Source organism: Salinarimonas sp., assembly GCF_046292825.1.
Lineage (GTDB): Bacteria > Pseudomonadota > Alphaproteobacteria > Rhizobiales > Beijerinckiaceae > Salinarimonas.
Map to the genome: position 1 here is coordinate 51004 of NZ_JBKBQG010000022.1, position 24517 is coordinate 75520.

Below are 24517 nucleotides of genomic sequence, written 5' to 3' on the forward strand. Positions count from 1 at the left end.
TCGAGGCGCGAGCCGAGAAAGGCCGGGTGGGGCCCGACGCGCCGAGGATCACCACCACCCGGGCCCCACCCGACCCCTTTCGCTTCGCTCAGGGGCCACCCTCCCCTACGGGGAGGGAGCTTTCGCCACTTTCTGCTCGATCGCGCCGAACAGCGAATGCCCGGCTTTGTCCTTCATCTCGATGCGCACCGTGGCGCCGAAGGCGAGGAAGGGGGTCTTGGGCTCGCCGTCGCGGATCGTCTCGACCATGCGCAACTCCGCGATGCAGGAATAGCCGAGCCCGCCTTCCGCGATCGGGCGCCCGGGCCCGCCGTCGGCATCGCGGTTGGACACGGTGCCCGAGCCGATGATCGTGCCGGCGGACAGAGGCCGCGTGCGCGCGGCGTGGGCGATCAGCCGGGGGAAGTCGAAGGTCATGTCGACGCCCGCATCCGGCTTCCCGAAGGGCTTGCCGTCGACATAGGAGAGGAGCGGCAGGTGCAGCTTGCCGCCGTCCCAGGCGTCGCCGAGCTCGTCCGGCGTCAAGGCCACCGGCGAGAAGGCGGAGGAGGGTTTGGCCTGGAAGAAGCCGAAGCCCTTGGCGAGCTCGCCGGGGATCAGGTTTCGCAACGACACGTCGTTGACGAGCATCACGAGCCGGATCGCCGCGCGCGCCTCGTCCTCGCTCGCGCCCATCGGCACGTCGCCGACGACCACCGCGATCTCGGCCTCGAAATCGATGCCGAAGGCCTCGTCCGCCATGACGATATCGTCGCGCGGGCCCAAGAAGGCGTCCGAGCCGCCCTGATACATCAAGGGGTCGGTCCAGAAGCTCTCGGGCATCTCGGCGCCGCGCGCCTTCCGCACGAGCTCGACATGGTTCACGTAGGCCGAGCCGTCCGCCCATTGATAGGCGCGCGGCAACGGCGAGGCGCAATCGTGCTCGTGGAAGCGGAAGGAGGGCACCGCGCCGTGCTCGAGCCCCTCCGCGAGATCGGCGAGGCGCGGCCCGAGCCGCTCCCAATCGTCGAGCGCGCCCTGCAGCGTCGAGACGACGGGAAAGGCGTCGGTCGCGTGCGTGAGATCACGGGAGACGACGACGAGCCGCCCGTCGCGGCCGTGCTTCAGCGATGCTAATTTCATGGCGTGCCTGCACCTTTTCGTGCTTGTGTGCGGGGGACGGAAACGTCGTCAGAAGGGACTGGAAGAAGATGACCACGAACCATCCGAACAGGCGAGGATTCTTGAAGGGTGCGGGTCTCGCGGCCGCGGGCGCCACCGCCGCCACCACGATCGCCGCGCCCGCCGTCGCGCAATCGATGCCCGAGATCACCTGGCGCGTCCAGTCGAGCTTCCCGCGCTCGCTCGACACGATCTTCGGCACGATGGAGACCTTCGTGCGCTACGTGTCGGAGGCGACCGAGGGGCGCTTCACCATTCAGACCTTCGGCCCGGGCGACATCGTCGGCGGCCTGCAGGTGCTCGACGCGGTGTCGAACGGCACGATCGATGCCGGCCACACGCCGACCTATTTCTATTTCGGCCGCGAGCCGGCGCTCGGCTTCGGCACCGGCGTGCCCTTCGGCCTGAACGCGCGCCAGCAGCATTCCTGGTGGCATTTCGGCGGCGGGCAGGAGATCATCAACGACATCCTCGCCGGCATGAACTGCACCTCGCTCGCCTGCGGCAATTCCGGCGCGCAGATGGGCGGCTTCTTCCGGCGCGAGATCAACTCGCTCGCCGATCTCGACGGCTTGAAGTTCCGCATCGGCGGCATCGGCGGGCAGGTGATGGCGCGGTTGGGCGTCGTGCCTCAGCAGATCGCGCCCGGCGACATCTACCCCGCCCTCGAGCGCGGCACGATCGACGCCGTCGAGTTCGTCGGCCCCTACGACGACGAGAAGCTCGGCTTCCACCAGGTCGCGCGCTATTATTACGCGCCCGGCTTCTGGGAGGGCGGCGCCGCGCTGCACATGCTGATCAATCTCGAGCGATGGAACGAGCTGCCCGACGTCTACAAGACGATCCTCTTCCACGCGGCGGAGGCCGCCAACAACTGGATGCTCGCCAAATACGACGCGGTGAACCCGGCCGCCCTCAAGCGGCTCGTCGCGGCGGGCGCGGAGCTGCGCTACTTCCCCCAGGACGTCATGGAAGCCGCCTGGGACGCCGCCCACGCCTATTACGACGAGACGGCCGCGGGCAACGAGAACTTCCGCCGCGCCTGGGAGAGCTACCGCGCCTTCCGCTCGGATTCGCTGCTCTGGTGGCCGGTGAACGAGCTCGCCTTCGACACGCTGATGGCCCGCATGCGCGGGCGCGGGTGAGGGAAGGGCGGGCTCCTTCTCCACGGAGCGCGTCAAAACTCCGAAGGCTGTCATCCCGGGCCGCGAAGCGGACCCGGGACCCATAAGCTCGACGATGGTCCGAGCGCGCATGCCGCGCTCGCTCCGCGACCGTGCAGGAGCGTCGTTCTCCTCGACGCTGTCGTCCCTGGCCGCGAAGCGGACCCGGGACCCATACGCGCGACGATCGTTCGAGCGCGCATGCCGCGCTCGCTGCGCGACGTTGCAGCGGCGCTCGTCGGAGAAACGCAGCCTATAGGCTGCGACTGAAGCGTCGTGGGTCTGGGTCCCGGATCGCCTTCGGCGTCCGGGATGACAGCCCCGAGAGAGATTGCCAGACCCCGAGGGGAAGGAGAGGGCGCGTGCGTCGTCGACCTCCGTCCCTCTTCCGGCCGGGAAAGGGGAGGTCCGCTCGGCGACCATGTCCGCCCACGCGCGCATCGGGGGAGGGCGCGCCTTACTTCGGCTCGCGCCGGTTCGGGTCGAAATGCTTGCGCAGGCCCGTCCAGCAATCGATGTAGCTCTCCTGCAATTCGGACAGCTCGGAGGCCCAACGCGTCACCCGCTGGGGAAAGCGGGTCTCGAACATGAAGGCCATCGTGCCGGTGAGCTTGGTCGGCCCGAGCGGCACGTTGGAGGCATGCTCGAAGGCCTGCTCGTCGGGGCCGTGGGGCAGCATCTGGTTGTGGAGCGAGAAGCCGCCGGGCACGAAGCCCTCGGGCTTGGCGTCGTAGACCCCGTAGACGAGGCCCATGAACTCGCTCATCAGGTTGCGGTGGTACCAGGGCGGCCGGAAGGTGTTCTCGGCGACCATCCAGCGATCGGGGAAGATGACGAAGTCGATATTGGCCGAGCCGGGCGTCTCGGTCGGCGCGGTGAGCACCGTGAAGATCGAGGGGTCGGGGTGGTCGAACAGGATCGCGCCCACCGGCGAGAACCGCCGCAGGTCGTATTTGTAGGGCGCGTAATTGCCGTGCCAGGCGACGACGTCGAGCGGCGATTGCCCGATGCGCGTCTCGAAGAGATCCCCGCCCCATTTCACGTAGAGCGTGCTCTCTTCTTCCTTGTCCTCGTAGGCGGCGACGGGGGTGAGGAAGTCGCGCGGATTGGCGAGGCAATTGGCGCCGATCGGCCCGCGATCGGGCAGCGTGAACTGGCCGCCGTAATTCTCGCAGACATAGGCGCGCGCCGGCCCGTCGACGAGCTCGACCTTGAAGATCACGCCGCGCGGGATCACGCAGATCTCGCCCGGCGCGAACTCGATCACGCCGAATTCCGTGCGGAAGCGCAGCGCGCCCTCCTGGGCGACGATCAGATATTCGCCGTCGGCATTGAAGAAATACTCGTTCTCCATAGAGCGGGTGACGAAGAGGAGGTGGGCGGCCATGCCGACCTGCGTGTCGGAATCGCCCGCCGTCGTCACCGTGCGCAGCCCCGTGACGAAGGTCAGCGCCTCGTCGGGGATCGCGACCGGGCTCCAGCGCAGCTGGCCGAGCGAGGGCGCCGCCTCGTCGCGGCAGGGCGCGGTGCGCATCAAACCCTTGTCGACGAGCCGGTAGCGGTGCGAATGCTTCACGGAGGGGCGGATGCGATAGAGCCAGGAGCGCTGGTTCGTGGCCTGCGGCGCCGTGAAGGGCGAGCCGGAGAGCTGCTCGGCATACAGCCCGTAATTGATCTTCTGCGGCGAGTTCATGCCCACCGGCAGCGCGCCTTCGAGCGCCTCCGTCTCGAACGAATTGCCGAAGCCGGACATGTAGCCGGGGCGGATCGCGTTCTCGCGGCCCTGGATCTCCGGGCTCGTGAAGCCGGTCGTGGGGTGCACGGTCATCGTGGTCTCCTGTCCCTCGCTGCGCGGACCGCGCTTGCGCGCCGGCCCGGACGGACGAGCGGACCGCTCTTGCGTCGGCGGCCGATCTCGGCATAATGGTTGCACGAGCAACGAATTCTTGTCAACGATGGCCCGATCCCCCGACAAGGCCGCGGACGTCGCGGCCGCCGCATCGCCGGAGGCACCCGAGCCGCTCACCCTCGAGCGGTTCCTGCCCTATCGCCTGAACGTGCTCGCGACGACCGTGTCGAACGCGCTCGCCCGCGTCTACGCGGAGCGCTTCGGGCTGACGATCCCGCAATGGCGCGTGCTGGCGACGCTCGGCCAATACGAGCGTTCGACCGCGCGCGACATCGCGGCGCACACGGTGATGCACAAGTCGACCGTGTCCCGCGCGGTCTCGGCGCTCGCCGAGCGCGGCCTGCTCGAGCGCCAGCCCAACGCCGCCGACATGCGCGAGGAGATGCTCGCGCTCACGGGGCAGGGCAGGGGGATCTACGAGGCCCTCGTGCCCGAGGCGCGGGCCTTCGAGCGCGCGCTCGCGGCCGCCCTCTCGGCGCAGGAGGAGGCGCTCCTGTTCACGCTGATCGAGCGGCTCGACGCGCGGATGCGAGCGCTCGCGCCCGATCTCGATCTCGACGGCTCCGGAGGCTGACCCGATGAAGCTCCACACCTATTTCCGCTCGTCCGCCGCCTATCGGGTTCGGATCGCGCTCGCTCTGAAGGGCATCGCGTACGAGAGCGTCTTCGTGCATCTCGTGAAGCGGGAGCAGAAGGCGCCCGATTATCTCGCGCTCAACCCGCAGGGCCGCGTGCCGGCGCTCGAGACGGATGCGGGCGACGTCCTCGTGCAATCCCCCGCGATCCTCGAATGGATCGAGGAGACCTGGGCCACGCCGAGCCTGCTGCCGGGTGACGCGACGGCGCGGGCGAAGATCCGCGCGGTCGCCGCCCTCGTCGGGTGCGACATCCATCCGTTGAACAATCTGCCCGTCCTCGGCTGGTTGAAGGAGCGCCTCGGCGCCGATCAGGCGGCCGTCGACGCCTGGTACGCGCATTGGATCCGCGAGGGTTTCGCGGCGATCGAGCAGCTGATCGCGCCTGCGCCCTTCGCCTTCGGCGCCGCGCCGACCATGGCGGATCTCTACATCGTGCCGCAGGTCTACAACGCGCGGCGGTTCTCCGTGCCGCTCGACGACTTCCCGCGCATCCGCGCGGTGGCGCAGGCAGCGGACGAGCATCCGGCCTTCAGGGCAGCCGCCCCGGAAGCCCAACCCGACGCGGCCTGAGGGCCGCTCGCACGAGGAGGAAGACAATGGGACCGTTCCCCCACGACGCCCCGCCGCCGCAGATCTCCGACGACAACCCGATGGGTACCGACGGCTTCGAGTTCGTCGAATACGCGCATCCCGAGCCGGAGAAGCTCGACGCGTTGTTCAAGCAACTCGGCTTCTCGGCGGTCGCCAAGCACCGCTCGAAGGCCGTGACGCTCTATCGCCAGGGCGACATCAATTTCATCCTCAATTCCGAGCCCGAGAGCTTTGCGGCGAAGTTCGCCGCCGAGCACGGCCCGAGCGCGCCGGCCATGGCCTTCCGCGTCGTCGACGCGCGCCACGCCTACGAGCGCGCGATCGCCCTCGGCGCCAAGCCGGCCAAGACGCAGATCGGGCCGATGGAGCTCGCGATCCCCGCGATCGAGGGCATCGGCGGGTTGCAGATCTATTTCGTCGACCGCTACGGCGCCAAGGGCTCGATCTACGACGTCGATTTCGTCTGGACGGGCGAGCGCGATCCGCATCCGCCGGGCGCGGGGCTGCATTACATCGACCACCTGACGCACAACGTCCATCGCGGGCGCATGAACGAGTGGGCGGGCTTCTACGAGCGGTTGTTCAACTTCCGCCAGATCCGCTATTTCGACATCGCCGGCAAGCTCACGGGCCTGCATTCGCGCGCCATGACCTCGCCCGACGGCAAGATCCGCATCCCGATCAACGAGGATGCCGGCGAATCCGGCCAGATCGAAGAATATCTCAAGGAGTACAAGGGCGAGGGCATCCAGCACGTGGCGCTGGGCTCGACCGATCTGTACGAATCGATCGAGACCCTGATCGAGCGCGGCGTCGAGTTCATGCCCGCTCCCAACGACATCTATTATTCGCGCATCGACAAGCGCCTGCCCAAGCACGGCGAGGACGTCGCGCGCCTGCAGCGCGACGGCATCCTCATCGACGGCGAAGGCGTGGTCGAGGGCGGCTACACCAAGGTTCTGCTCCAGCGCTTCACGAAGACCGTCATCGGCCCGATCTTCTTCGAGATCATCCAGCGCAAGGGCGACGACGGCTTCGGCGAGGGCAATTTCAAGGCGCTCTTCGAGTCGATCGAGGAGGACCAAATCCGTCGCGGCGTGCTCAAGCCGGCCGACGCCTGATCGCATTCGCGGCGCGCGCGGAGCTGGGCGAGAAAGCCCTTGCATCCGCGCGCGCGGCCCTGATAAGAGGGTCTCCCGCGGGCGAAAGCCCCCGGTTTCCGGTCTCCGGAATGGCCTCGTGGCGGAGTGGTTACGCAGAGGACTGCAAATCCTTGCACCCCGGTTCGATTCCGGGCGAGGCCTCCACACCGATGGGACGAGCCGCGCGACGCGGCGACGTCCGGTTTCTCGCAAGCTCTTTAGCGCCCTTCGGTTTCAACCAGCGGCTTGTTGCATCCTCGTTCGGGTCGGGCGAGATTCGCGTCGTTCATGACGGAGACGCGCGTTGGAGACCGAGATTCGCGTAGCCAAGCTCGAGGCGGCGGTCGAGAGCATCGACCGCAGCGTCGCGGACCTGCGCGCGGATTTCCGCGATCTCCGCACCGAGATGCGCGCGGAGATCGGGAAGCTGCGCACGGATACTCGAAGCGACCTCGGCGACTTTCGCACCGAGCTCGGCGATTTCCGCACCGAGATGCGCACCGAAATCGCCGATCTCCGCAGCGAGATGCGCACCGAGCTCGGCAATGTCCGCATCGAGATGCGCACGGAGCTCGGGGACGTGCGTTCCGAGTTGCGCGAGCTGCGCTCGCAGGCGCGCGGCGATTTCCGCATCCTCTTCGGCGCCTTGATGACGCTCGGCATCGGGCTCGCGGGTCTGATGGCGCGCGGGTTCGGCTGGCTCTGAGCGATCGGCGCCGCAGCCCGCGCGGGCGCCTTCCCTCTCCGCCTTGCCGGGCGCCGTCCGGACTGGTAATCGAAGCCCCATCTCACCCCAAACGCGCGACAGGATGCGGCCGTGGCCAGACAGTTCATCTATCACATGCGAGGCCTCTCCAAGGCCTATTCCGGCGGCAAGAAGGTGTTGGACAACATCCACCTGTCCTTCTATCCCGACGCGAAGATCGGCGTGCTCGGGCCGAACGGCGCGGGCAAGTCGACGCTCCTCAAGATCATGGCCGGCTACGACAAGGACTGGACCGGCGAGGCCTGGGTCGCCGAGGGCGCCCGCGTCGGCTACCTGCCGCAGGAGCCGCAGCTCGATGCCTCGCTCAACGTCCGCCAGAACGTCGAGCTCGGCGTCGCCGCGCAGAAGGCGATCCTCGAGCGCTACAACGAGCTCGCGATGAACTATTCCGAGGAGACCGCCGACGAGATGACGGCGCTCCAGGACGAGATCGAAGCCAAGGGGCTCTGGGATCTCGATTCGAAGGTCGAGCAGGCGATGGACGCCCTGCGCTGCCCGCCCGACGAGGCGGATGTCGGCGCGCTCTCGGGCGGCGAGAAGCGTCGCGTCGCGATGTGCAAGCTCCTGCTCGAGCAGCCGGAGCTCCTCCTCCTCGACGAGCCGACGAACCATCTCGACGCCGAGACCGTGGCCTGGCTCGAAGGCCATCTGCGCTCCTATCCGGGCGCGATCCTGATCGTCACCCACGATCGCTACTTCCTCGACAACGTCACGGGCTGGATCCTCGAGCTCGACCGCGGCCGCGGCATCCCCTACGAGGGCAATTATTCCTCCTGGCTCGAGCAGAAGCAGAAGCGCCTGCAGCAGGAGGCGCGCGAGGACGAGGCGCGCCAGCGCACCATCGAGCGCGAGCGCGAATGGGTCTCCGCCTCGCAGAAGGCGCGGCAGACGAAGTCCAAGGCCCGTATCGCCCGCTACGAGGAGCTCGTCGCGAAGTCGCAGGAGCGCGGGCCCGCCACTGCCCAGATCATCATCCCGATCGCCGAGCGGCTCGGCCAGAACGTCATCGACGCGGAGGGCCTCCAGAAAGGCTATGGCGACCGCCTCCTCATCGACGGCCTCGACTTCAAGCTCCCGCCGGGCGGCATCGTCGGGGTGATCGGGCCGAACGGCGCGGGCAAGACGACCTTGTTTCGCATGATCACCGGCCAGGAACAGCCGGATGCGGGCTCGATCAGCGTCGGCGAGACGGTGAAGCTCGGCTATGTCGACCAGTCGCGCGACACGCTCGACGCCAACAAGTCCGTCTGGGAGGAGATCTCGGGCGGCAACGACGTGATCTATCTCGGCAAGCGCGAGATGAATTCCCGCGCCTATTGCGCCGCCTTCAACTTCAAGGGCGCGGACCAGCAGAAGAAGGTCGGCGTGCTCTCGGGCGGCGAGCGCAACCGCGTGCACCTCGCCAAGATCCTGAAATCGGGCGCCAACGTCCTCCTCCTCGACGAGCCGACCAACGATCTCGACGTCGACACCCTGCGCGCGCTCGAAGAGGCGCTCGAGGATTACGCCGGCTGCGCCGTGATCATCAGCCACGATCGCTGGTTCCTCGACCGCATCGCGACCCACATCCTCTCCTTCGAGGGCGACAGCCATGTCGAGTGGTTCGAGGGCAATTTCCAGGACTACGAAGAGGACAAGAAGCGGCGTCTGGGAACGGATTCCACCATCCCGCACCGAATCAAGTACAAGAAGTTCTCGCGGTGAGGCCGAACGAAGGACCCCTCTCCCGGCCGGGAGAGGGGCAAGGGTGAGGGGACCGTCGCTTCCGCTTTCGGGCTACGGGCTTCAGGCCGATCGCTCGCCTGTCGGAGCCTGTGCCCTCACCCCCGACCCCTCTCCCGTCCGGGAGAGGGGAGACGACGACAGGAGCGCGCGATGACGGGCACCATTCTGATCTCCGGAATCTCCCGCGGCATCGGCCGCGGGCTCACGGAGGCCTATCTGCGGGACGGCTGGCGCGTGATCGGAACGCTGCGCGACGCGACGCGCCTTCCCGCGACCTATGCCGACGCGCTGGGGTCCGGGCGTCTGCGGCTGTTCGAGGCGGACATGCGCGACGCGGCAAGCCTCGCGGCCATGGCCGACGGGCTCGACGAGCCGCTCGACGTGCTGATCGCGTCGGCCGGCATCATGGGCGAGCGCACGGCCGACACCCTGCATTCCGACCCGTCCGCTTATGCGGACGTGTTCGACGTCAACGTGCTCGGGCCGCTGCGCCTCGTCCAGGCGCTCCACCCGCACCTCGTCCGCGCGGCGCGCGCGCGCGGCCGGGCGCGCGTGCTCGCGATCTCGAGCGTGATGGGCAGCCTCTCGATCGCGAAATCGAACGCGATGCCCTACCGCGCCTCGAAAGCCGCCCTCAACAAGCTCGCCCGAGGCCTCGCGGTCGACCTCGCCCCCCAGAACATCCACCTCGCCACCTGCCACCCCGGCTGGGTGAGGACCGACATGGGCGGCGAGGGCGCGGACATCGCGATCGAGGAGAGCGTCGCGGGGCTGATGGCGCTGGTGGAGCGATTGGGGCCGGAGATTGCGGGCGGGTTCTGGAATTTCGATGGGGGGCGGTTGGAGTGGTGAGGGAAGGTTAGCGCCACCCCATCGCGAGGCTCGGCGCGGGTTTGCGCACGAGCGACCAGTTTCCGCGCTCGAAGAGATAGAGGCCGTGGTCGCTCGACTTGGCGACGAGGTCCACATTCGGCACCACCGAGAGCTCGAGGCAGCTGTTGAAGCCCGACCCCATGTTCGGCAAGCCGGCGACGAAGCTCGGCGGGGGGTACAGGCGGTAGGACCAGCCGCGGACTTGGAATGGCTCCCCCACCCTCTCGCGGCCGATCATCACCGCGCCGTCCTCGATAGCGGGGTTCGCCGCCCGCGCCATCTCGAAGAGGTCCGAGAAACGCGCACCGAAAAGCTGGCCGATCGGCGGCGTGGGCTCTCGGAGCATCGGAGCGACGTAGCGCGGGAGGTCCCGGCCCGTATGAAAACAGACGATCGCCTGCACGCCCTCGAGGGCGCGTAGCAGGACTTCCTCGCGATCGTCGTCCTCGATGGTCATGCGTCGACGATACACGAAGATTGCCGCGGCGGCTATACACCAGTCCTGGATTGCTGTATAAGCTCGTCCACACGCGAGCCGGGTCGACATGCCTCTCGAAAGTCTGGTCAAGGCCATCATCTACGTGACGCTTGCGGTCATTGGCGTCGCTTGGCTTCTGCTCGGCACGACGGCGCTGGCGTATGCGAGCTCGATCGTCGCGGCGATCAGCCTCTTCTTCTTGTACTTCGCACGCCATGCTTGGCGCTGGCGATTCCTGAACGGCTCGGTCGTCAAGCACCCCGATCTGACTGGCACCTGGCGCTACGAGATCGATTCTGACTACGTGGACCCGGTCACCGGCTCGAAGGTGAAGAAGACGGCCTTCGCGGTGATCGAACAGACCCTGACCTCGACCACTGTTCTGGTCTGGACGGACAATGCACGCTCCGAGTCTATCGGGGCCACGATCGAAATCGACCGTGATGACCTTTTCACGCTGTCCGTGCCGTTCATCTGCAACGTTCGCTCGGAGCACGACGAGCCGATTCATTACGGCTGCGCTCTCTTTGAAAAGGTGCGTCGCGGCGCGCAGGAGATCGAGGGTCGCTATTGGACCGAACGTGCGACGAAAGGGACCGTTCGGCTCAGCGATCGTCGAGCCGAGGAGATCGGCTCCTACGCCCAAGGCCTCGAGATCTTCGGCCTCACCCCATCACAACCCCCACATCCACCCCCTTCCCCCGCTCCAACCACCCCGGCACCGGAAGCCCCTTCCCCCTCAAGAACTCCGGGTTGAACAGCTTCGACTGGTACCGCGTCCCGTAATCGCACAGGATCGTCACGATCCGATGCCCCGGGCCCAATTGGCGGGCGAGGCGGATGGCGCCGGCTATGTTGATGCCGGACGAGCCGCCGAGCACGAGGCCCTCCTTCTCGACGAGGTCGAAGACGATGGGCAGCGCCTCCTCGTCGGGGATCTGGAAGGCGACGTCGACGGGGGCGCCCTCGAGATTGGCGGTGATGCGGCCCTGGCCGATGCCCTCGGTGATCGAGCCGCCCTGCGCGGAGAGGTTGCCCGAGGTGTAGTAGGAGAAGAGCGCCGCGCCCATCGGATCGGCGAGGCCGATCGTGATGGTGGGGTCGCGCTCCTTGAGCGCCATGCCGACGCCCGCGATCGTGCCGCCGGAGCCCACCGCGCAGACGAAGCCGTCGAGCTCGCCGCCGCATTGGGCGAAGATCTCGGGGCCGGTCGTCTCGTAATGGCCGCGGCGATTGGCGGTGTTGTCGAACTGGTTCGCCCAGATGGCGCCGTTCGGCTCGGTCTTGGCGAGATGCTCGGCGAGGCGGCCCGAGACCTTCACGTAATTGTTCGGATTGGCGTAGGGAACCGCCGGCACCTCGACGAGCTCGGCGCCGAGCGCGCGCAGCGCGTCCTTCTTCTCCTGAGACTGCGTCTCGGGGATCACGATGACGGTGCGGTAGCCGAGCGCGTTGCCGACCATCGCGAGCCCGATGCCTGTATTGCCGGCCGTGCCCTCGACGATCAAGCCGCCCGGGCGCAGGAGGCCGCGCGCCTCAGCGTCGCGGATGATCGCGAGCGCGGCGCGGTCCTTCACCGACTGGCCGGGATTGAGGAACTCCGCCTTGCCGAGGATCTCGCAGCCCGTCGCCTCGGAGGGACCGTTCAGCCGGATGAGCGGCGTGTTGCCGATCGCGTCGATGACGGAACGGTGGATCATGGAGGTCTCCTCGGGAGCGCGGGCGCGAGCGGCCTTGCTAGCGCATTCCACCGCGGAAAGCGAGAATATTCGATATTCCACAAGCGAGTGCGCGGAATGCGCTCACCCCCGCAACGGGATCTCGCGCACGCAGGCATCGGGCTCGCGGCGCCCGACCCATTGGCGCGGATAGCCGAGCGAGACCTCGTCGAAGCGCACGCCGTCGCGATAGGCGGTCGACTGGATGTGGAGGTGGCCGCTGATCACGGCGCGGGCGCGGAAGCGCAGGTGCCAATCCTCCGTCGCGATGGTGCCGCACCAGAGCGAGAAGCGGGGGATGCGCGGCAGGAACGCGCGGTCCGCGCGCAACGGCCAATGGTTGACGAGCACGGTCGGGAGACCGTCGTCGCAGGCCTCGAGCCGCGCCCGCGTCTGCGCCACCCGCGCCTCGCACCAGGCGATCCGGCTCGGATGCGGATCGGGCCGCAGCCACAACTCGTCGGCGCAGACGATCCCGGTCTCGCGGGCCCAGTCGAGCGCGCCCTCGAGGGGGATGTCGGCGGGGCGGAAGCTGTAATCGTAGAGGAGGAACATCGGCACGAGGCGCACCCGCACCCCGCCGAAGGTCTCGACGGGATAGGGGTCCTCGGGCGTGATCACGCCGTGGCGGCGGCACTCGGCGACGAGCCGCTCGTAGCGCGCCACCCCGCGCAGACCGTCGCCGCCGGGACGAGCCCAAAGCTCGTGATTGCCAGGAACCCAGACGAGCTGCCGGAATTTCGGCCCGAGCGCCTCGAAAGCGAAGGCGAGGTGCTCGGCGTGCTCGCCGACATCCCCGGCGATCACGAGCCAATCGTCCGGACGCGGGCGAATCTCGTCGAGCGCCGCCCGGTTCTCTTCGTGGCCGAGATGCAGATCGCTGATCGCAAACAGCTTCACAGGGGAACGGCTCCCCCGCCCGCGTCGGCGCGCGCCGCATCGAGCGGAACGGTCCAGCGGCAGGCGATCTCGACGGGGCGGCCCGCATGGGCGATCGCGAGCGCCAGGCGGTGCTCCGGCGTCGGACGGGCGCGGCGGAAGAGCCAGGCGTTCGGATCGTCGGGACAGGTCTCCGAGAACGCGATCGTCGGCTGCTCCCCGGCGACGTCGAAGGCGAAACCGTCGAGGGGGAGCGCGAGCCCCATGCCGCGCGCCTTGATATAGGCCTCCTTCAACGTCCAATAGGCGAAGAACAGCTCCCGCCGCGCCTCGTCCGGGGCCGCGAGCAGGGTCTCCGCCTCGCTCGGGGCGAAACTGTAGCGCGCGAGCTTCTCCACCTCGACCCGGCGCTCGACGCGCTCGACATCGACCCCGACCGCGAGCCCGCGCGCGACCGCGCAGGCGACGAGCCCGTCGGTGTGGGAGAGGTTGAAGACGAGGTCGGTGCCGGCCGGCGCGGCGATCGCGGGGCAGCCATAGCGGTTCGGCTCGAACCGCCAGGCCTCCGGCGCGACGTCGGCATAGAGCGACAGGCTGCAGCGCACGAGCGCGCGGCCGACGAGATGCTGCAGCGCCGCCCCCTGCGCCTTGAAGCGCGCACGGCGGGCCCGCTCGCTCTCGTCGAGGAGAGCCTCGAAGGCCGGAACGCGCGCCTCGATCGCCGCATCGAGACGCACGAGCCAGACCTCGACGCGCCCAGGGGGCAGCGGGCGGAGGGGACGATCTCCGAGAGACGTCGCGGATGCGGCCAAGACGGACCTCGCGCGATGGATCGGCCCCACGCGTCCGGCCGACCGGCGCGGATGTGCACGCAGGTGTCGGAGCCTGTCAAGGCGTCGCTCGCGCGGGCTGGGGAGGGGGGTCCGTACTCCTGCTCATGGCGGGAGCCTGCCGCACCCTTTAGATCTATTCTAAACTGGATGAATAGATGCCCAAGCTCTCGCCCTCCGCCTACCTTGCGCTCGCCGCGGTCGCGGGTCTCCTCGTCGGTCTCGTCGGCGATTTCGCCGTCGGGAACCCGCTCGCGAGCCTCGCCGGCTACGCGCTCGTCTACGCGACCGCGGGCCTGCCGGCCGCCCTCACGGCGCTGCGGGCGCTCCTGCGCGAGCGTGGTCTCGACATCGACCTCCTCATGGTGATCGCGGCGGTCGCCGCCGCTTCCGTCGGCGAGGTGCGCGATGGGGCGATCCTGCTCGTCCTCTTCGCCGTCGCGACCGCGCTCCAGGACCATGCGATGGGCCGGGCGACGCGCGCGGTCGAGGCTTTGATGAAGCTGCGCCCCTCGGTCGCCCACAAGCTCGCCGAGGACGGCACGGTCGCGGACGTCGCGGTCGGCGCGCTCGCGCCGGGGGATCGCGTCGTCGTGCGCCCCGGTGAGCGCGTGCCGGTCGACGGCGCGGTCGAGAGCGGCGCCTCGCACGTGGACGAGGCGAGCGTCACCGGCGAGCCGATCCCGGTCGCCAAGGGGCCCGGCGCGGCGGTCTTCGAGGCGACGGTCAATCTCCACGGCGTCCTGCAGGTGCGCGTCCTCAAGAGCGCGGCGGAGAGCACCGTCGCGCGCATAATCGCGCTCGTGACGCAGGCGCAGGCCGCCAAGGCCCCGAGCGAGCGCTTCAGCGCCTGGTTCGGCCGGCGCTACACGATCGGGGTGCTCGTCGGCTCGCTCGCCGCCTTCCTCGTCCTCGTCGGCCTCGGCCATGCGGGGGAGGACGCGCTCTACCGTGCGGCGACGCTGCTCGTCGCGGCGAGCCCCTGCGCGATCGTGATCAGCGTGCCCGCCGCGATCCTCTCGGCGATCTCGGCGGCGGCACGCGGCGGCGTTCTGTTCAAGGGCGGCGCGGCGCTCGAGACGCTCGGGTCGGTGCGCACCTTCGCCTTCGACAAGACGGGCACGCTGACGCAAGGGCGGCCGGAAGTCGTCGCGCTCCACCCGCTCGCGATCGCGCGCGAGGACGCGATGGCGCTCCTCGCCGGGCTCGAGGCGCAGTCCGAGCACCCGATCGCGGACGCGATCCGCCGCGCGGCCGCGGCCGAGGCGGTCTCGCCGGCGCCGGTCGACGACGTCCGCATCGTGGTGGGGGAGGGGATCGTCGCGCAGGACGCTTCGGGAGCGCCGCTCTGGGCCGGCACGCGCCGTCTCGCCGCGCGCTTCGGCGCCATGGCCGAGGCGACCGAGGAGCGTCTCGCGCGCCCCGAAGCGGGGGCCTCGCGCGTCTTCCTCGGCCGCGGGGACGCCGTGCTCGCCGCGATCGACGTCGCCGACCGGGTGCGCCCGACCGCCCGCGCGGCGCTCGCGGCTCTGCGGGCTGCGGGCGCGCGGCGGATCGTGATGCTCAGCGGCGATCATCCCGACGTCGCCCGCGCCGTCGGCGCGCGGATCGGCATCCGCGACGAGGACGCCGTCGGCGGCCTCCTGCCGGAGGACAAGGTGGCGCGGATCGCGGCGCTGCGGGAGGAGGGCCCCATCGCCTTCGTCGGCGACGGCGTCAACGATGCCGGCGCGCTCGCCCGCGCCGATATCGGGATCGCCATGGGCGCGGCGGGCAGCGAGGTCGCGCTGCAGGCGGCCGAAGTCGCTCTCCTCGCCGACGATCTCGGCCGGCTCGCGGAGGCGGCGGCGCTCGCGCGGCGGACGAACGCGATCATCCGCCAGAACCTCGCCTTCGCGATCGGAGCCATGCTCGCGCTCGTGGTCGCGACCCTGTTCTTCGCGCTGCCGCTGCCGCTCGCGGTCGTCGGCCACGAGGGCGGAACGCTGCTCGTCGTCGCCAACGGCCTGCGCCTCCTGCGGTCGCGCTCGACCTCGTCAGGCGATCGAAACCGTCTTTGGCGCGTTCGGCGGCGGCCCGTAGGCATTGGCATGCCGCTGGCCCCGCGTGAAAATCAGCGCGATCGCCAGGATGCCTCCGGGTAAGGAGGCTGCCTCCAACAGGAACGGAATTTGGAATGTAAGAACGTTCACGATTCCAGCGATCACAGGGATCACGTAAAACAACAAGTAGGACGCTCCCAGTCCGACGTCATGGAGTCTCTTGATCAGCAGTGCAGCATTAAACCATATCTGAACGATGACCAATGCTAGAAAAGTCAAGACCATATCGGCTGGCGGAATTTGGTGCCTCGATATGATTTGATCAAGTTCTTGCATGTAAAAGTACATGAACAGCAAGCATATCGAAGCGAGCGTATAGGGCACGCGTGAGATGCGCCCTCGAAAGCTCATGAACAACGCGAAGATCCAGCCGAGTCCTGCGATCACCTGTAGCATTCCGCCCTATAGCTCCACAACTTAGTCGAGAGTATCATCTCTTATCGCTATCTTGAGGCATGACCGCTGTCAACCACCCCAGCGTGCCGAGGCTAGTGTCTTCGTCGTTTCAAAAGCGTTTTGCACAACGGGACGCATTGCCGCCTCGCCCTCTCCCCCCGCGCGCCCTATCTTCTCCCTGCGACAGGAGACACCGCCCCCGATGATCCGCTTCGTCCTCAACGGCCGCGAGACCGCGCTCGATCTCGATCCCGACATGCCGCTCCTGTGGGCGCTGCGCGACCATGCGGGGCTCACCGGCACCAAGTTCGGCTGCGGGATCGCGCAATGCGGGGCGTGCACGGTGCATCTCGACGGGATGCCGATCCGCGCCTGCGTCACGCCGCTCGCGGCGGTGGAGGGGGCGGCGATCACCACGATCGAGGGGGTGGAGGGGCCGGTCGCGGAGGCGGTGCGCGCGGCGTGGACCGAGCTCGACGTCGTGCAATGCGGCTATTGCCAATCGGGTCAGCTGATGGCGGCGATCGCGCTCCTCACGGAGAATCCGCGGCCCGGCGCGGCGGAGATCGAGGCCGCGATGGAGGGGCATATCTGCCGCTGCGGCACGTATCAGCGCATCAAGGCCGCGATCGGCGACGCCGCCGCGCGGCTCGGCTGAGGGGAGGGGATCGCATGCTCTTCAAGCTCCCCGCTCCCCCCGCGCCGACCCGCCGCGGCCTCGTTCTGGGCGGCGGCGCGCTCGCGGGCGCGCTCCTGATCGGCGTCGCGACGGGCGCCGGCTCGCGCATCGCACGGGCGGCGGGCGATGCGCCGCGCCGCTTCGATCCGCCGGCCGCGCCCGACGCCTTCGTGCGCATCGGCGCGGACGATCGGGTGACCGTCATCGTCAAGCATCTCGACAAGGGCCAGGGCATCGCGACGGGGCTCACCACCCTCGTCGCCGAGGAGCTCGACGCCGATTGGGCGCAGATGCGTTTCGAGTTCGCCCCCGCCGACGCCGCGCGCTACGCCAATCTCTCCTGGGGCCCCGTCCAGGGCACCGGCGGCTCGACCGCGCTCGCGGGCTCCTGGGTGCAGCTGCGCAAGGCGGGTGCGGCGGCGCGCGCGATGCTCGTCGAGGCCGCCGCCGCCGAATGGGGCGTGCCGGCGGGGGAGATCGCGATCGCGCGCGGGCGCATCGCGCATGCGGGGAGCGGCCGCGAGGCCGGCTTCGGCGCCTTCGCGGAGGCGGCCGCGCGCCTGCCCGTGCCGAGCGACCCCGCCCTCAAGCCGCCCGAGGCCTGGGTCTTCATCGGCAAGCACGTGCCGCGCATCGACTCGCCGGAGAAGATCACGGGCCGCGCGGTCTATTCGATCGACGTCCGCCGCGAGGGTGCGCTCACCGCGCTCGTCGCCCATCCCCCGCTCTTCGGCGCGCGCGTCGCCGCCTATGACGATGCGGATGCCCGCGCGGTGCCGAGCGTCGTCGACGTCGTCGCGATCCCGTCGGGCGTCGCGGTGCTCGCGCGCGACACCTGGTCGGCGATGAAGGGGCGCGAGGCGCTGCGGGTGACCTGGGACGAGAGCCGCGCGGAGACGCGCTCGACGGAGGAGCTCGCGGCCGAGTTCCGCGCGCTTGCCGATCGCCCCGGCAGCGTCGCCGCGCGCGTCGGCGAGGCGGGCGAGGCGCTCGCGCGGGCGACGCGGATCGTCGAGGCCGAGCACGTCTTCCCCTATCTCGCTCACGCCACGATGGAGCCGATGGGCGGCACGATCGAGCGGCGGGACGACGGCACGATCGCCGCTTACGGCGCCTTCCAGATCCCGACCATCGACCAGGCGGCGATCGCCGGCCTGTTCGGCACGACGCCCGACCGCGTCCATCTCGAGACCGTCTATGCCGGCGGCTCCTTCGGCCGGCGTGCGGTGCCCACGGCCGATTGGGTGATGGAGGCGGCCCACATCCTGAAGGCGAGCGGGGCGCGGGCGCCGATCAAGCTCGTCTGGACGCGCGAGGACGACATGGCGGCGGGCCATTACCGACCGCTCGTCGTGCACAAGGTCCGCGCGGGGCTCGATGCGCAAGGGCGCATCTCGGGTTGGATGCACCGGATCGTGGGCAAGTCGATCATGCTCGGCAGCCCCTTCGAGGCGCTCATCATGGCGAGCGGCGTCGACCCGACGAGCGTCGAGGGCGCGCAAGCGACGCCCTACGCCATCCCCGATCGGCGGCTCGAAGTGCACAATACCCGCGAGCTCGTGCCCGTCCTCTGGTGGCGCGCGGTCGGCCACACCCACACGGCCCACGTGATGGAGACGACGATCGACGCGCTCGCTCACGCGGCTGGCGAGGACCCCGTCGCCTACCGCCTCGCGCTGCTCGAAGCCGCCCCGCGCGAGGCGGCGGTGCTGCGGCTCGCGGCGGAACAGGCGGGCTGGGACGGCGGGGCGATGGGGGCCAATCGCGGCCGCGGCGTCGCGGTCCACCGCTCCTTCGGCAGCGCGGTCGCGATGGTGGCGGAGGTCGAGGTCGACGCCACCGCGATCCGCGTGGCCCGGATCGTCGCCGCCGTCGATTGCGGCATCCCGGTCAATCCGGACGTGATCCGCGCGCAGGTCGAGGGCTCGGTCGGCTTCGCGCTGTCGAGCGTGCTGCGCGAGCGGGTGACGCTCGATCGCGGGCGCGTGCGCGAGACGAATTTCGACGCCTACGCGCCGACCCGCTTCTCCGAGATGCCCCGCGTCGAGGTCCACATCGTCCCCTCCGACGCAGAGCCCACCGGCATCGGCGAACCCGCCGTCCCGACCCTCGGCCCCGCGATCGCCAACGCCGTCTTCGCGGCGACGGGGCGAAGGGTCAATTCTCTGCCGCTCGATCTGTCGGCGGGGGAGGGGGCTTAGAGCCGATTCGACTCCGTCTCCCCGCGGCCCTAGATTTCGCGAAGCTGCTCTTAAGGAGACCCCGTGCCATGGCGCGCACGACCCGCACTCCGGCCGATCTCGCGCGGCGCGTCGCGGCGCGGACGGGATCGCGGGCGCCCGAGGATCGGGATGCGGGTCGGGATGCGCCTGGCGGCTTCAGCCGGGAGACCTACCGTCTCCCGCGCGAGGAGGCCCGGGAGACGGCGCGGGACTGGTTCCGCCGCTACCCGAAGGCGGCCTACATGACGCGCGTGGAGAGTTGGCGGGTCACCGACGACGGGCTCATCGAGTTCACCATGCGCCGCCTGCCGACGGCCGATTGAGCGCGCGATCTCGTGTCTCGCGATTTCTCGCCTCGCGATCCCGTGCCTCGCGACCCCGCGACCCGTCCGCGCGTTTTGCCATCCGCGTCATAATCCCGTAACACCCGCCCGCGCATCACGGCGTCGGTGGGCGGGATCGGCCAAGCGGACGGGAGCGGCATGCACGGGCTCGAGCTCATCGGGGTGACGAAGCGCTTCGGCACGGGGGCGGCGGCGGTCGCGGACGTGTCGCTGAGCGTCGAGCGCGGCGCCTTCCTCGCGCTGCTCGGCCCGTCGGGCTGCGGAAAGACGACCCTGCTGCGCCTCGTCGCCGGCCTCGAGCGCCCCTGCGCCGGGCGCATCGCCATCGCAGGGAACGTCGTCGCGGACGGCGCTCGCTTCGTCGAGCCCGAGGAGCGCGGGCTCGGGATGGTGTTCCAATCCTACGCGCTGTGGCCCCACATGAGCGTCGCGGAGAACGTCGCCTTCGGCCTGCGCGTGCGCCGGTTGCCGGCCGAGAAGCGTCGGCGGCGGGTCGCGGACGCGCTCGCGATGGTGGGCCTCTCCGACTACGCCGCGCGAAAGCCTGCGCAGCTCTCCGGCGGCCAGCGCCAGCGCGTGGCGCTCGCGCGCTGCCTCGCGCTCGAGCCGCCCGTCGTGCTCCTCGACGAGCCGCTCGCCAATCTCGACGCGCATCTGCGCGAGACGATGCAGCAGGAATTCCGCCGCCTCCATCGCGAGAGCGGCGCGACTTTCGTCGCCGTCACCCACGATCAGTCGGAGGCCATGGCGCTCGCCGATACGGTCGCGGTGATGCACGAGGGCCGCCTCGTTCAGGTCGACGCCCCGCGCGCGCTCTACCGCTCGCCCGCGAGCGCGATGGTCGCGCGCTTCGTCGGCCGCGGCGCGCTCGTGCCGGTGGAGGTGCTCGGGCCTTCGGAGGAGGGGCGCCGGACGATCCGGCTCGCGGGGGAGACTCTGGCGGTGCGCGGGGTCGCCCCGGCCGGCGCGGGGCTCCTGTGCCTGCGCCCGGAGGACCTCGCCCTCGTCGGCGAGGGGGAGGGCGTCCCCGCGCAGGTCCGCGAAAGCGTCTATCGCGGCGGCTTCTTCGAGATCACGCTCGCGATCGCGGGCCTTCCCGAGGCGCCGGTGGTGCTGACCGCCCCGGAGGCGGCGGAGCCGGGCCGCGCCGTCGGCCTCGCCGTCCGCGACGGCTGGGTGCTGGCGGCGGAGGGGGGCGCATGAGCGCGCTTCGCGTCACCGCGATCTCCGGCTTTCGCGGCAAGGGGCCGGCCTGCTTCCTCGTCGAGACGGGCGGCGTCCGGCTCCTCCTCGATTGCGGCAAGGGCCCCGATCGCGGCCGCCTGCCGGACCTCGCCGGCATCGGCCCGCTCGACGCGGTCCTGATCAGCCACGGCCATGCCGATCATATCGGCGGGCTCGATCTCGTGCCGGACGGCGTTCCCGTCCACGCGACCGCGCCCGTCATCGCGATCGGCGGCCATCCGCGCCTCGCGCAGGCGCGGACGCTGCCGCTTTCCGGGGAGACGACGATCGCGGGGCTCGCCGTCGAGACCGGGCAGACGAGCCACGCGCCCGGCGGCGTCTGGCTGCGCATCGGCGGTGAGGGCGGCGTCCTCTATTCCGGCGACCACACCCGCGCCTCGCGCCTCTATCCCTGGCAGCCCTTTCCGCGCGCCCGCGCCTTCGTGCTCGATGCCTCCTACGGCGCCTACGACCGCCCGAACGCGCAAGCCGAGGCCGAATTGCGCGCGCTCGTCGCCGAGGGCAGGCCGGTCCTCTTCCCCGTTCCGGCGGACGGGCGGGCCATGGAGATGGCGCTCGCGTTCGCCGACATCGCCCCCGTGCGGCTCGACGCGGCGGTGCGGCGGGTCGCCGAGATCGTGATCGCGCAGGAGATCGGCCCCGCGCCGATGCGGGCGGCGGTCGCGAATCTCCTCGCGCGCACGCCTCCGCTCGCGGCCGACGGGGCGCCCGGGGGCGTGATGCTCGCGGCCTCCGCCAACGCCGATTCCGGCACCGCCGCCGATCTCCTCGCACGCGTCGAGGGCGACGACGCCGTCTCCGTCGTTTTCACCGGCCATCTCGCCGAGGGCGCGCCCTCCGAGCGGCTCGTGGAGAGCGGGCGGGCGCGCTTCGTGCGCTGGAACGTCCACCCGACCCTCGCCGAACTCGCCGCCGCCCTCGACGAGGCGAAGCCGGAGATCGTGATGCCGGCTTTCGTCAAGCCGCCGGGCCTGGCCGATCTCGCCGCCGCCCTCCCGCAGATCCGCTTCGCCACCGAGCCGACGATCACGCTCGATCCCTCCCCATAGGGGAGGGTGGTCCCTGGAGCGGAGCGACAGGGGTCGGGTGGGGCCCGACGTTTCGCGAATAGTCACCACCCGGGCCCCACCCGACCTCCGTCGCTTCGCTCGGAGGCCACCCTCCCCTCCGGGGAGGGATGCTTGCCCTCGGAACCGTATCCGCCCCGCTCGCCTTGATAGCGGAGCAATCCCTCCCCATAGGGGAGGGTGGCCCCTGGAGCGGAGCGACAGGGGTCGGGTGGGGCCCGACGCGTGCAGGAGAGCCGCCACCCGGGCCCCACCCGACCTCCGTCGCTTCGCTCGGAGGCCACCCTCCCCTTCGGGGAGGGATTTTCACCGCAAGAAAGAGGCTCGCCAATGGACCGCGCGCGAAAGACCGTTCGGGAGACGCCCTCGATCGCGCGCACCGTCGTGCGCGAGACGCTGACCGACCGGATGATGCTCGTCGCGGCGGGGCTCGCCTTCTTCGCGACCTTCGCGATCATGCCCGCTTTCGCCGCGATCGGGCTCGTCATCGGGATCTTCGTGCCGCCCGACGCGCTGCGCCGGGAATTGCAGGCGCTCGGCGAGATCGTGCCCGAGGACACGCTCGATCTGATGATCGAGTTCCTGACCGAGGTCCCCGCGGGTCTCGGGCTCGGCGTGACGCTCATCGTCAATCTCGCGATCGTCTTCTGGACGATCCAGCGCAGCGCGTCCGGCCTCGTGACGACGCTCAACATGGTCTACGATTGCGAGGAGACGCGCGGGCGGATGCGGCGCGAGGGGGTGGCCATCCTGCTCGCGGTCGGCGGGCTCCTGTTCGTGTTCCTCGCCCTCGTGATGATCGCCGCGGTGCCCGTCGTCCTGCCGCTCGTCGAGGGCTGGAGCGCGACGGCTCTGCGCTGGGGGCGCTGGCCGCTCCTCGGGCTCCTCTTCCTGGGCGGCATCGCGCTCGTCTATCGCTACGTCCCGAACCACGCGGGCAAGCGCGAGGAGGAGGGCGGGCAAGCGGCCGCCGAGAAGGAGCGCTCGTGGCGGGTGCTCGGCATCGGGCCCTTCGTCGCCACCGCGATCTTCCTCGTCGCCTCGATCCTCCTCGCCCTCTACCTGCAATACGGGCAAGGGTGGGACCATTTCTACGGCACCGCGACGTCCGTCGTCGTCCTGATGACGTGGATCTTCGTCATGGTGCTCGCGCTCATGATCGGCGCCGAGACGAACGCGCAGATCGTCGAGCGGATGCGCGGCGGCGACGGCGACACGCTGCGTCGCTTCGAGCGCCACCAGCGCGCGTCGTGACGACGCGCCTCACACCGCGATCGGCGCCTTGATCGCAGGATGCGGATCGTAGCCTTCGAGGCGGACGTGCTCGTAGCGAAAGGCGAAGAGGTCCGTCACGCCCTCCTCGATCACGAGGCGCGGCAGCGGGCGCGGCTCGCGCGAGAGCTGCAGGCGCGCCTGCTCGACATGATTCAGGTAGAGGTGCGCGTCGCCGAAGGTGTGGACGAAATCGCCGACCTCGAGCTCCGTCGCGCGCGCGATCATGTGGGTGAGGAGCGCGTAGCTCGCGATGTTGAAGGGCACGCCGAGGAACACGTCGGCCGAGCGCTGGTAGAGCTGGCAGGAGAGCCGGCCGTCCGCGACGTAGAACTGGAACAGGCAATGGCAGGGGGCGAGCGCCATCCGGTCGAGATCGGCCGGGTTCCAGGCGCTGACCACGAGCCGGCGCGAATCGGGGTTGCGGCGGATCTCGTCGAGCACCCACGCGATCTGGTCCACCGTGCCGCCGTCGGGCTTCTCCCAGGAGCGCCATTGGTGCCCGTAGACCGGCCCGAGCTCGCCCTGCGCGTCCGCCCACTCGTCCCAGATGGTAACGCCGTTCTCGTTGAGATAGCGGACATTGGTGTCGCCGGCGAGGAACCAGAGGAGTTCGTGCACGACGGACTTCATGTGGAGCTTCTTCGTCGTCACCGCGGGAAAGCCCTCGGCGAGATCGAAGCGCATCTGGTGGCCGAAGACGGACAGCGTGCCCGTGCCCGTGCGGTCGGACTTGCGCACGCCCTCGTCGAGGATCCGCTGCAGGAGATCGTGGTATTGCCGCATCGCGCTCCCTCCGGGACGGCTGCCCGTTCGTCCTCACTGATTCCCACGTCGAGCAGGCGCTAACGCGCCCGCCGCAGACGCGACGGCCTCCCCTCCCCCTTGGGGGAGGGGCCGGGGGTGGGGGTCGTGCAGGATGAAACGACGCAGCCTCGTCCTGCACGACCCCCATCCGTCTCCGGGCTATCGCCCGGAGCCACCTTCCCCCAAGGGGGAAGGACACGCGCGCAAGGCCGCCGGATGCGGCGTGGCATCTTCAGATAGCTCGAAACGAGGTAGCGGCCAAAGCGGTGATCGCGCGCGACGAACGGTCCGCTCCCGATCATGCACAGAAATCTCTCGCTTCGACGTGTAGGAATATTTCTTAGCAGTGTCATCAAGTCAGTCGCGCCGACAGGATGAGTGCTCCACCGGTGTCATCCCCGGCCGGAGGTCGCTTGCGACCGGAGGGGAAGCAACTAATATTCACGCGGCATTTTCGACCCATGGGGTGCCCCTGGCGAGGACGGCGTTGATCTGGACGAGGAGCTTGCG

At 69.7% G+C, this 24517-nt stretch carries 23 protein-coding genes and 1 tRNA gene; 16 read left to right on the forward strand and 8 right to left on the reverse strand.

Translation table 11 applies throughout. From position 1 onward, the window contains the following. Positions 1 to 105: 105 nt before the first annotated feature. Positions 106 to 1122 carry a fumarylacetoacetate hydrolase family protein gene (locus ACK4UM_RS12260; protein WP_409799225.1) on the reverse strand — a complete coding sequence of 339 codons (1017 nt, stop codon included), beginning with the start codon at positions 1120 to 1122 and terminating at the stop codon, positions 106 to 108. 68 nt (positions 1123 to 1190) lie between these two features. Here ACK4UM_RS12260 and ACK4UM_RS12265 point away from each other — a divergent pair, with 68 nt between their 5' ends. Next, positions 1191 to 2306: a TRAP transporter substrate-binding protein gene (locus tag ACK4UM_RS12265; RefSeq protein ID WP_409799228.1), complete on the forward strand. Its 1116-nt coding sequence runs from the start codon at positions 1191 to 1193 to the stop codon at positions 2304 to 2306. Positions 2307 to 2781: 475 nt separating this feature from the next. On the opposite strand, the gene hmgA is transcribed toward ACK4UM_RS12265, so the two are convergent. Beyond that, positions 2782 to 4152 carry a homogentisate 1,2-dioxygenase gene (hmgA, locus tag ACK4UM_RS12270; protein ID WP_409799231.1) on the reverse strand — a complete coding sequence of 457 codons (1371 nt, stop codon included), beginning with the start codon at positions 4150 to 4152 and terminating at the stop codon, positions 2782 to 2784. Between the two features lie 127 nt (positions 4153 to 4279). Between hmgA and ACK4UM_RS12275 the strand changes: the two genes are divergently transcribed. The 7 genes from ACK4UM_RS12275 to ACK4UM_RS12305 all read left to right on the forward strand — a co-directional run bounded on the left by ACK4UM_RS12275 (position 4280) and on the right by ACK4UM_RS12305 (position 9947). Continuing rightward, positions 4280 to 4807, forward strand: a complete 528-nt coding sequence (locus ACK4UM_RS12275; RefSeq protein ID WP_409799233.1) for a MarR family winged helix-turn-helix transcriptional regulator — start codon at positions 4280 to 4282, stop codon at positions 4805 to 4807. A 4-nt stretch (positions 4808 to 4811) separates the two neighbouring features. After that, positions 4812 to 5441 carry a maleylacetoacetate isomerase gene (gene maiA / locus ACK4UM_RS12280; protein ID WP_409799236.1) on the forward strand — a complete coding sequence of 210 codons (630 nt, stop codon included), beginning with the start codon at positions 4812 to 4814 and terminating at the stop codon, positions 5439 to 5441. Positions 5442 to 5467: 26 nt separating this feature from the next. Continuing rightward, the gene (gene hppD, locus ACK4UM_RS12285; RefSeq protein WP_409799239.1) at positions 5468 to 6583 is read left to right on the forward strand and encodes a 4-hydroxyphenylpyruvate dioxygenase; all 1116 of its coding nucleotides are present in this window, start codon (positions 5468 to 5470) and stop codon (positions 6581 to 6583) included. 112 nt (positions 6584 to 6695) lie between these two features. After that, positions 6696 to 6769: transfer RNA gene (locus ACK4UM_RS12290), tRNA-Cys, on the forward strand. Between the two features lie 139 nt (positions 6770 to 6908). After that, entirely contained in the window at positions 6909 to 7310 is a 402-nt protein-coding gene (locus tag ACK4UM_RS12295) for a hypothetical protein (protein ID WP_409799242.1), read from the forward strand. Between the two features lie 111 nt (positions 7311 to 7421). Next, positions 7422 to 9074, forward strand: coding sequence for an energy-dependent translational throttle protein EttA (ettA, locus tag ACK4UM_RS12300; protein ID WP_409799245.1), 1653 nt, complete (start codon positions 7422 to 7424; stop codon positions 9072 to 9074). Between the two features lie 171 nt (positions 9075 to 9245). Further along, positions 9246 to 9947: an SDR family NAD(P)-dependent oxidoreductase gene (locus ACK4UM_RS12305; RefSeq protein WP_409799247.1), complete on the forward strand. Its 702-nt coding sequence runs from the start codon at positions 9246 to 9248 to the stop codon at positions 9945 to 9947. Between the two features lie 7 nt (positions 9948 to 9954). Here ACK4UM_RS12305 and ACK4UM_RS12310 read toward each other — a convergent pair whose 3' ends face one another. Then, positions 9955 to 10425 carry a hypothetical protein gene (locus ACK4UM_RS12310; protein WP_409799250.1) on the reverse strand — a complete coding sequence of 157 codons (471 nt, stop codon included), beginning with the start codon at positions 10423 to 10425 and terminating at the stop codon, positions 9955 to 9957. A gap of 88 nt (positions 10426 to 10513) precedes the next feature. On the opposite strand from ACK4UM_RS12310, the gene ACK4UM_RS12315 reads away from it, so the two are divergent. After that, entirely contained in the window at positions 10514 to 11203 is a 690-nt protein-coding gene (locus tag ACK4UM_RS12315) for a hypothetical protein (RefSeq protein ID WP_409799253.1), read from the forward strand. On the opposite strand, the gene ACK4UM_RS12320 is transcribed toward ACK4UM_RS12315, so the two are convergent. The 3 genes from ACK4UM_RS12320 to ACK4UM_RS12330 form a co-directional block, all read right to left on the reverse strand. Next, positions 11112 to 12146 carry a cysteine synthase A gene (locus ACK4UM_RS12320; protein WP_409799256.1) on the reverse strand — a complete coding sequence of 345 codons (1035 nt, stop codon included), beginning with the start codon at positions 12144 to 12146 and terminating at the stop codon, positions 11112 to 11114. The two genes, ACK4UM_RS12315 and ACK4UM_RS12320, sit on opposite strands and share 92 nt — an antisense overlap. Before the next feature lie 102 nt (positions 12147 to 12248). Next, positions 12249 to 13064: a metallophosphoesterase family protein gene (locus tag ACK4UM_RS12325; RefSeq protein ID WP_409799259.1), complete on the reverse strand. Its 816-nt coding sequence runs from the start codon at positions 13062 to 13064 to the stop codon at positions 12249 to 12251. Continuing rightward, positions 13061 to 13780, reverse strand: coding sequence for a 4'-phosphopantetheinyl transferase family protein (locus ACK4UM_RS12330; protein WP_409799261.1), 720 nt, complete (start codon positions 13778 to 13780; stop codon positions 13061 to 13063). Before ACK4UM_RS12330 ends, ACK4UM_RS12325 begins: the two co-directional genes overlap by 4 nt. A 251-nt stretch (positions 13781 to 14031) precedes the next feature. Between ACK4UM_RS12330 and ACK4UM_RS12335 the strand changes: the two genes are divergently transcribed. Continuing rightward, positions 14032 to 16017 carry a heavy metal translocating P-type ATPase gene (locus ACK4UM_RS12335; RefSeq protein WP_409799264.1) on the forward strand — a complete coding sequence of 662 codons (1986 nt, stop codon included), beginning with the start codon at positions 14032 to 14034 and terminating at the stop codon, positions 16015 to 16017. On the opposite strand, the gene ACK4UM_RS12340 is transcribed toward ACK4UM_RS12335, so the two are convergent. Continuing rightward, positions 15910 to 16371 carry a DUF805 domain-containing protein gene (locus tag ACK4UM_RS12340; protein WP_409799267.1) on the reverse strand — a complete coding sequence of 154 codons (462 nt, stop codon included), beginning with the start codon at positions 16369 to 16371 and terminating at the stop codon, positions 15910 to 15912. The two genes, ACK4UM_RS12335 and ACK4UM_RS12340, sit on opposite strands and share 108 nt — an antisense overlap. A 202-nt stretch (positions 16372 to 16573) precedes the next feature. Here ACK4UM_RS12340 and ACK4UM_RS12345 point away from each other — a divergent pair, with 202 nt between their 5' ends. The 6 genes from ACK4UM_RS12345 to ACK4UM_RS12370 all read left to right on the forward strand — a co-directional run bounded on the left by ACK4UM_RS12345 (position 16574) and on the right by ACK4UM_RS12370 (position 23182). Continuing rightward, entirely contained in the window at positions 16574 to 17029 is a 456-nt protein-coding gene (locus tag ACK4UM_RS12345; protein ID WP_409799270.1) for a (2Fe-2S)-binding protein, read from the forward strand. Between the two features lie 14 nt (positions 17030 to 17043). Beyond that, positions 17044 to 19251, forward strand: coding sequence for a molybdopterin cofactor-binding domain-containing protein (locus ACK4UM_RS12350; RefSeq protein ID WP_409799273.1), 2208 nt, complete (start codon positions 17044 to 17046; stop codon positions 19249 to 19251). Positions 19252 to 19319: 68 nt separating this feature from the next. Then, complete coding sequence (locus ACK4UM_RS12355; RefSeq protein ID WP_409799276.1) at positions 19320 to 19595, forward strand: hypothetical protein; 276 nt, start codon at positions 19320 to 19322, stop codon at positions 19593 to 19595. A gap of 159 nt (positions 19596 to 19754) precedes the next feature. Further along, the gene (locus ACK4UM_RS12360) at positions 19755 to 20819 is read left to right on the forward strand and encodes an ABC transporter ATP-binding protein (protein ID WP_409799278.1); all 1065 of its coding nucleotides are present in this window, start codon (positions 19755 to 19757) and stop codon (positions 20817 to 20819) included. Beyond that, positions 20816 to 21910: an MBL fold metallo-hydrolase gene (locus tag ACK4UM_RS12365; RefSeq protein ID WP_409799281.1), complete on the forward strand. Its 1095-nt coding sequence runs from the start codon at positions 20816 to 20818 to the stop codon at positions 21908 to 21910. The genes ACK4UM_RS12360 and ACK4UM_RS12365 overlap by 4 nt, the downstream gene beginning before the upstream one ends. A 348-nt stretch (positions 21911 to 22258) precedes the next feature. After that, positions 22259 to 23182, forward strand: coding sequence for a YihY/virulence factor BrkB family protein (locus ACK4UM_RS12370; protein WP_409799284.1), 924 nt, complete (start codon positions 22259 to 22261; stop codon positions 23180 to 23182). 9 nt (positions 23183 to 23191) lie between these two features. On the opposite strand, the gene ACK4UM_RS12375 is transcribed toward ACK4UM_RS12370, so the two are convergent. After that, entirely contained in the window at positions 23192 to 23986 is a 795-nt protein-coding gene (locus ACK4UM_RS12375) for a thymidylate synthase (RefSeq protein ID WP_409799287.1), read from the reverse strand. Positions 23987 to 24517 lie beyond the last annotated feature (531 nt).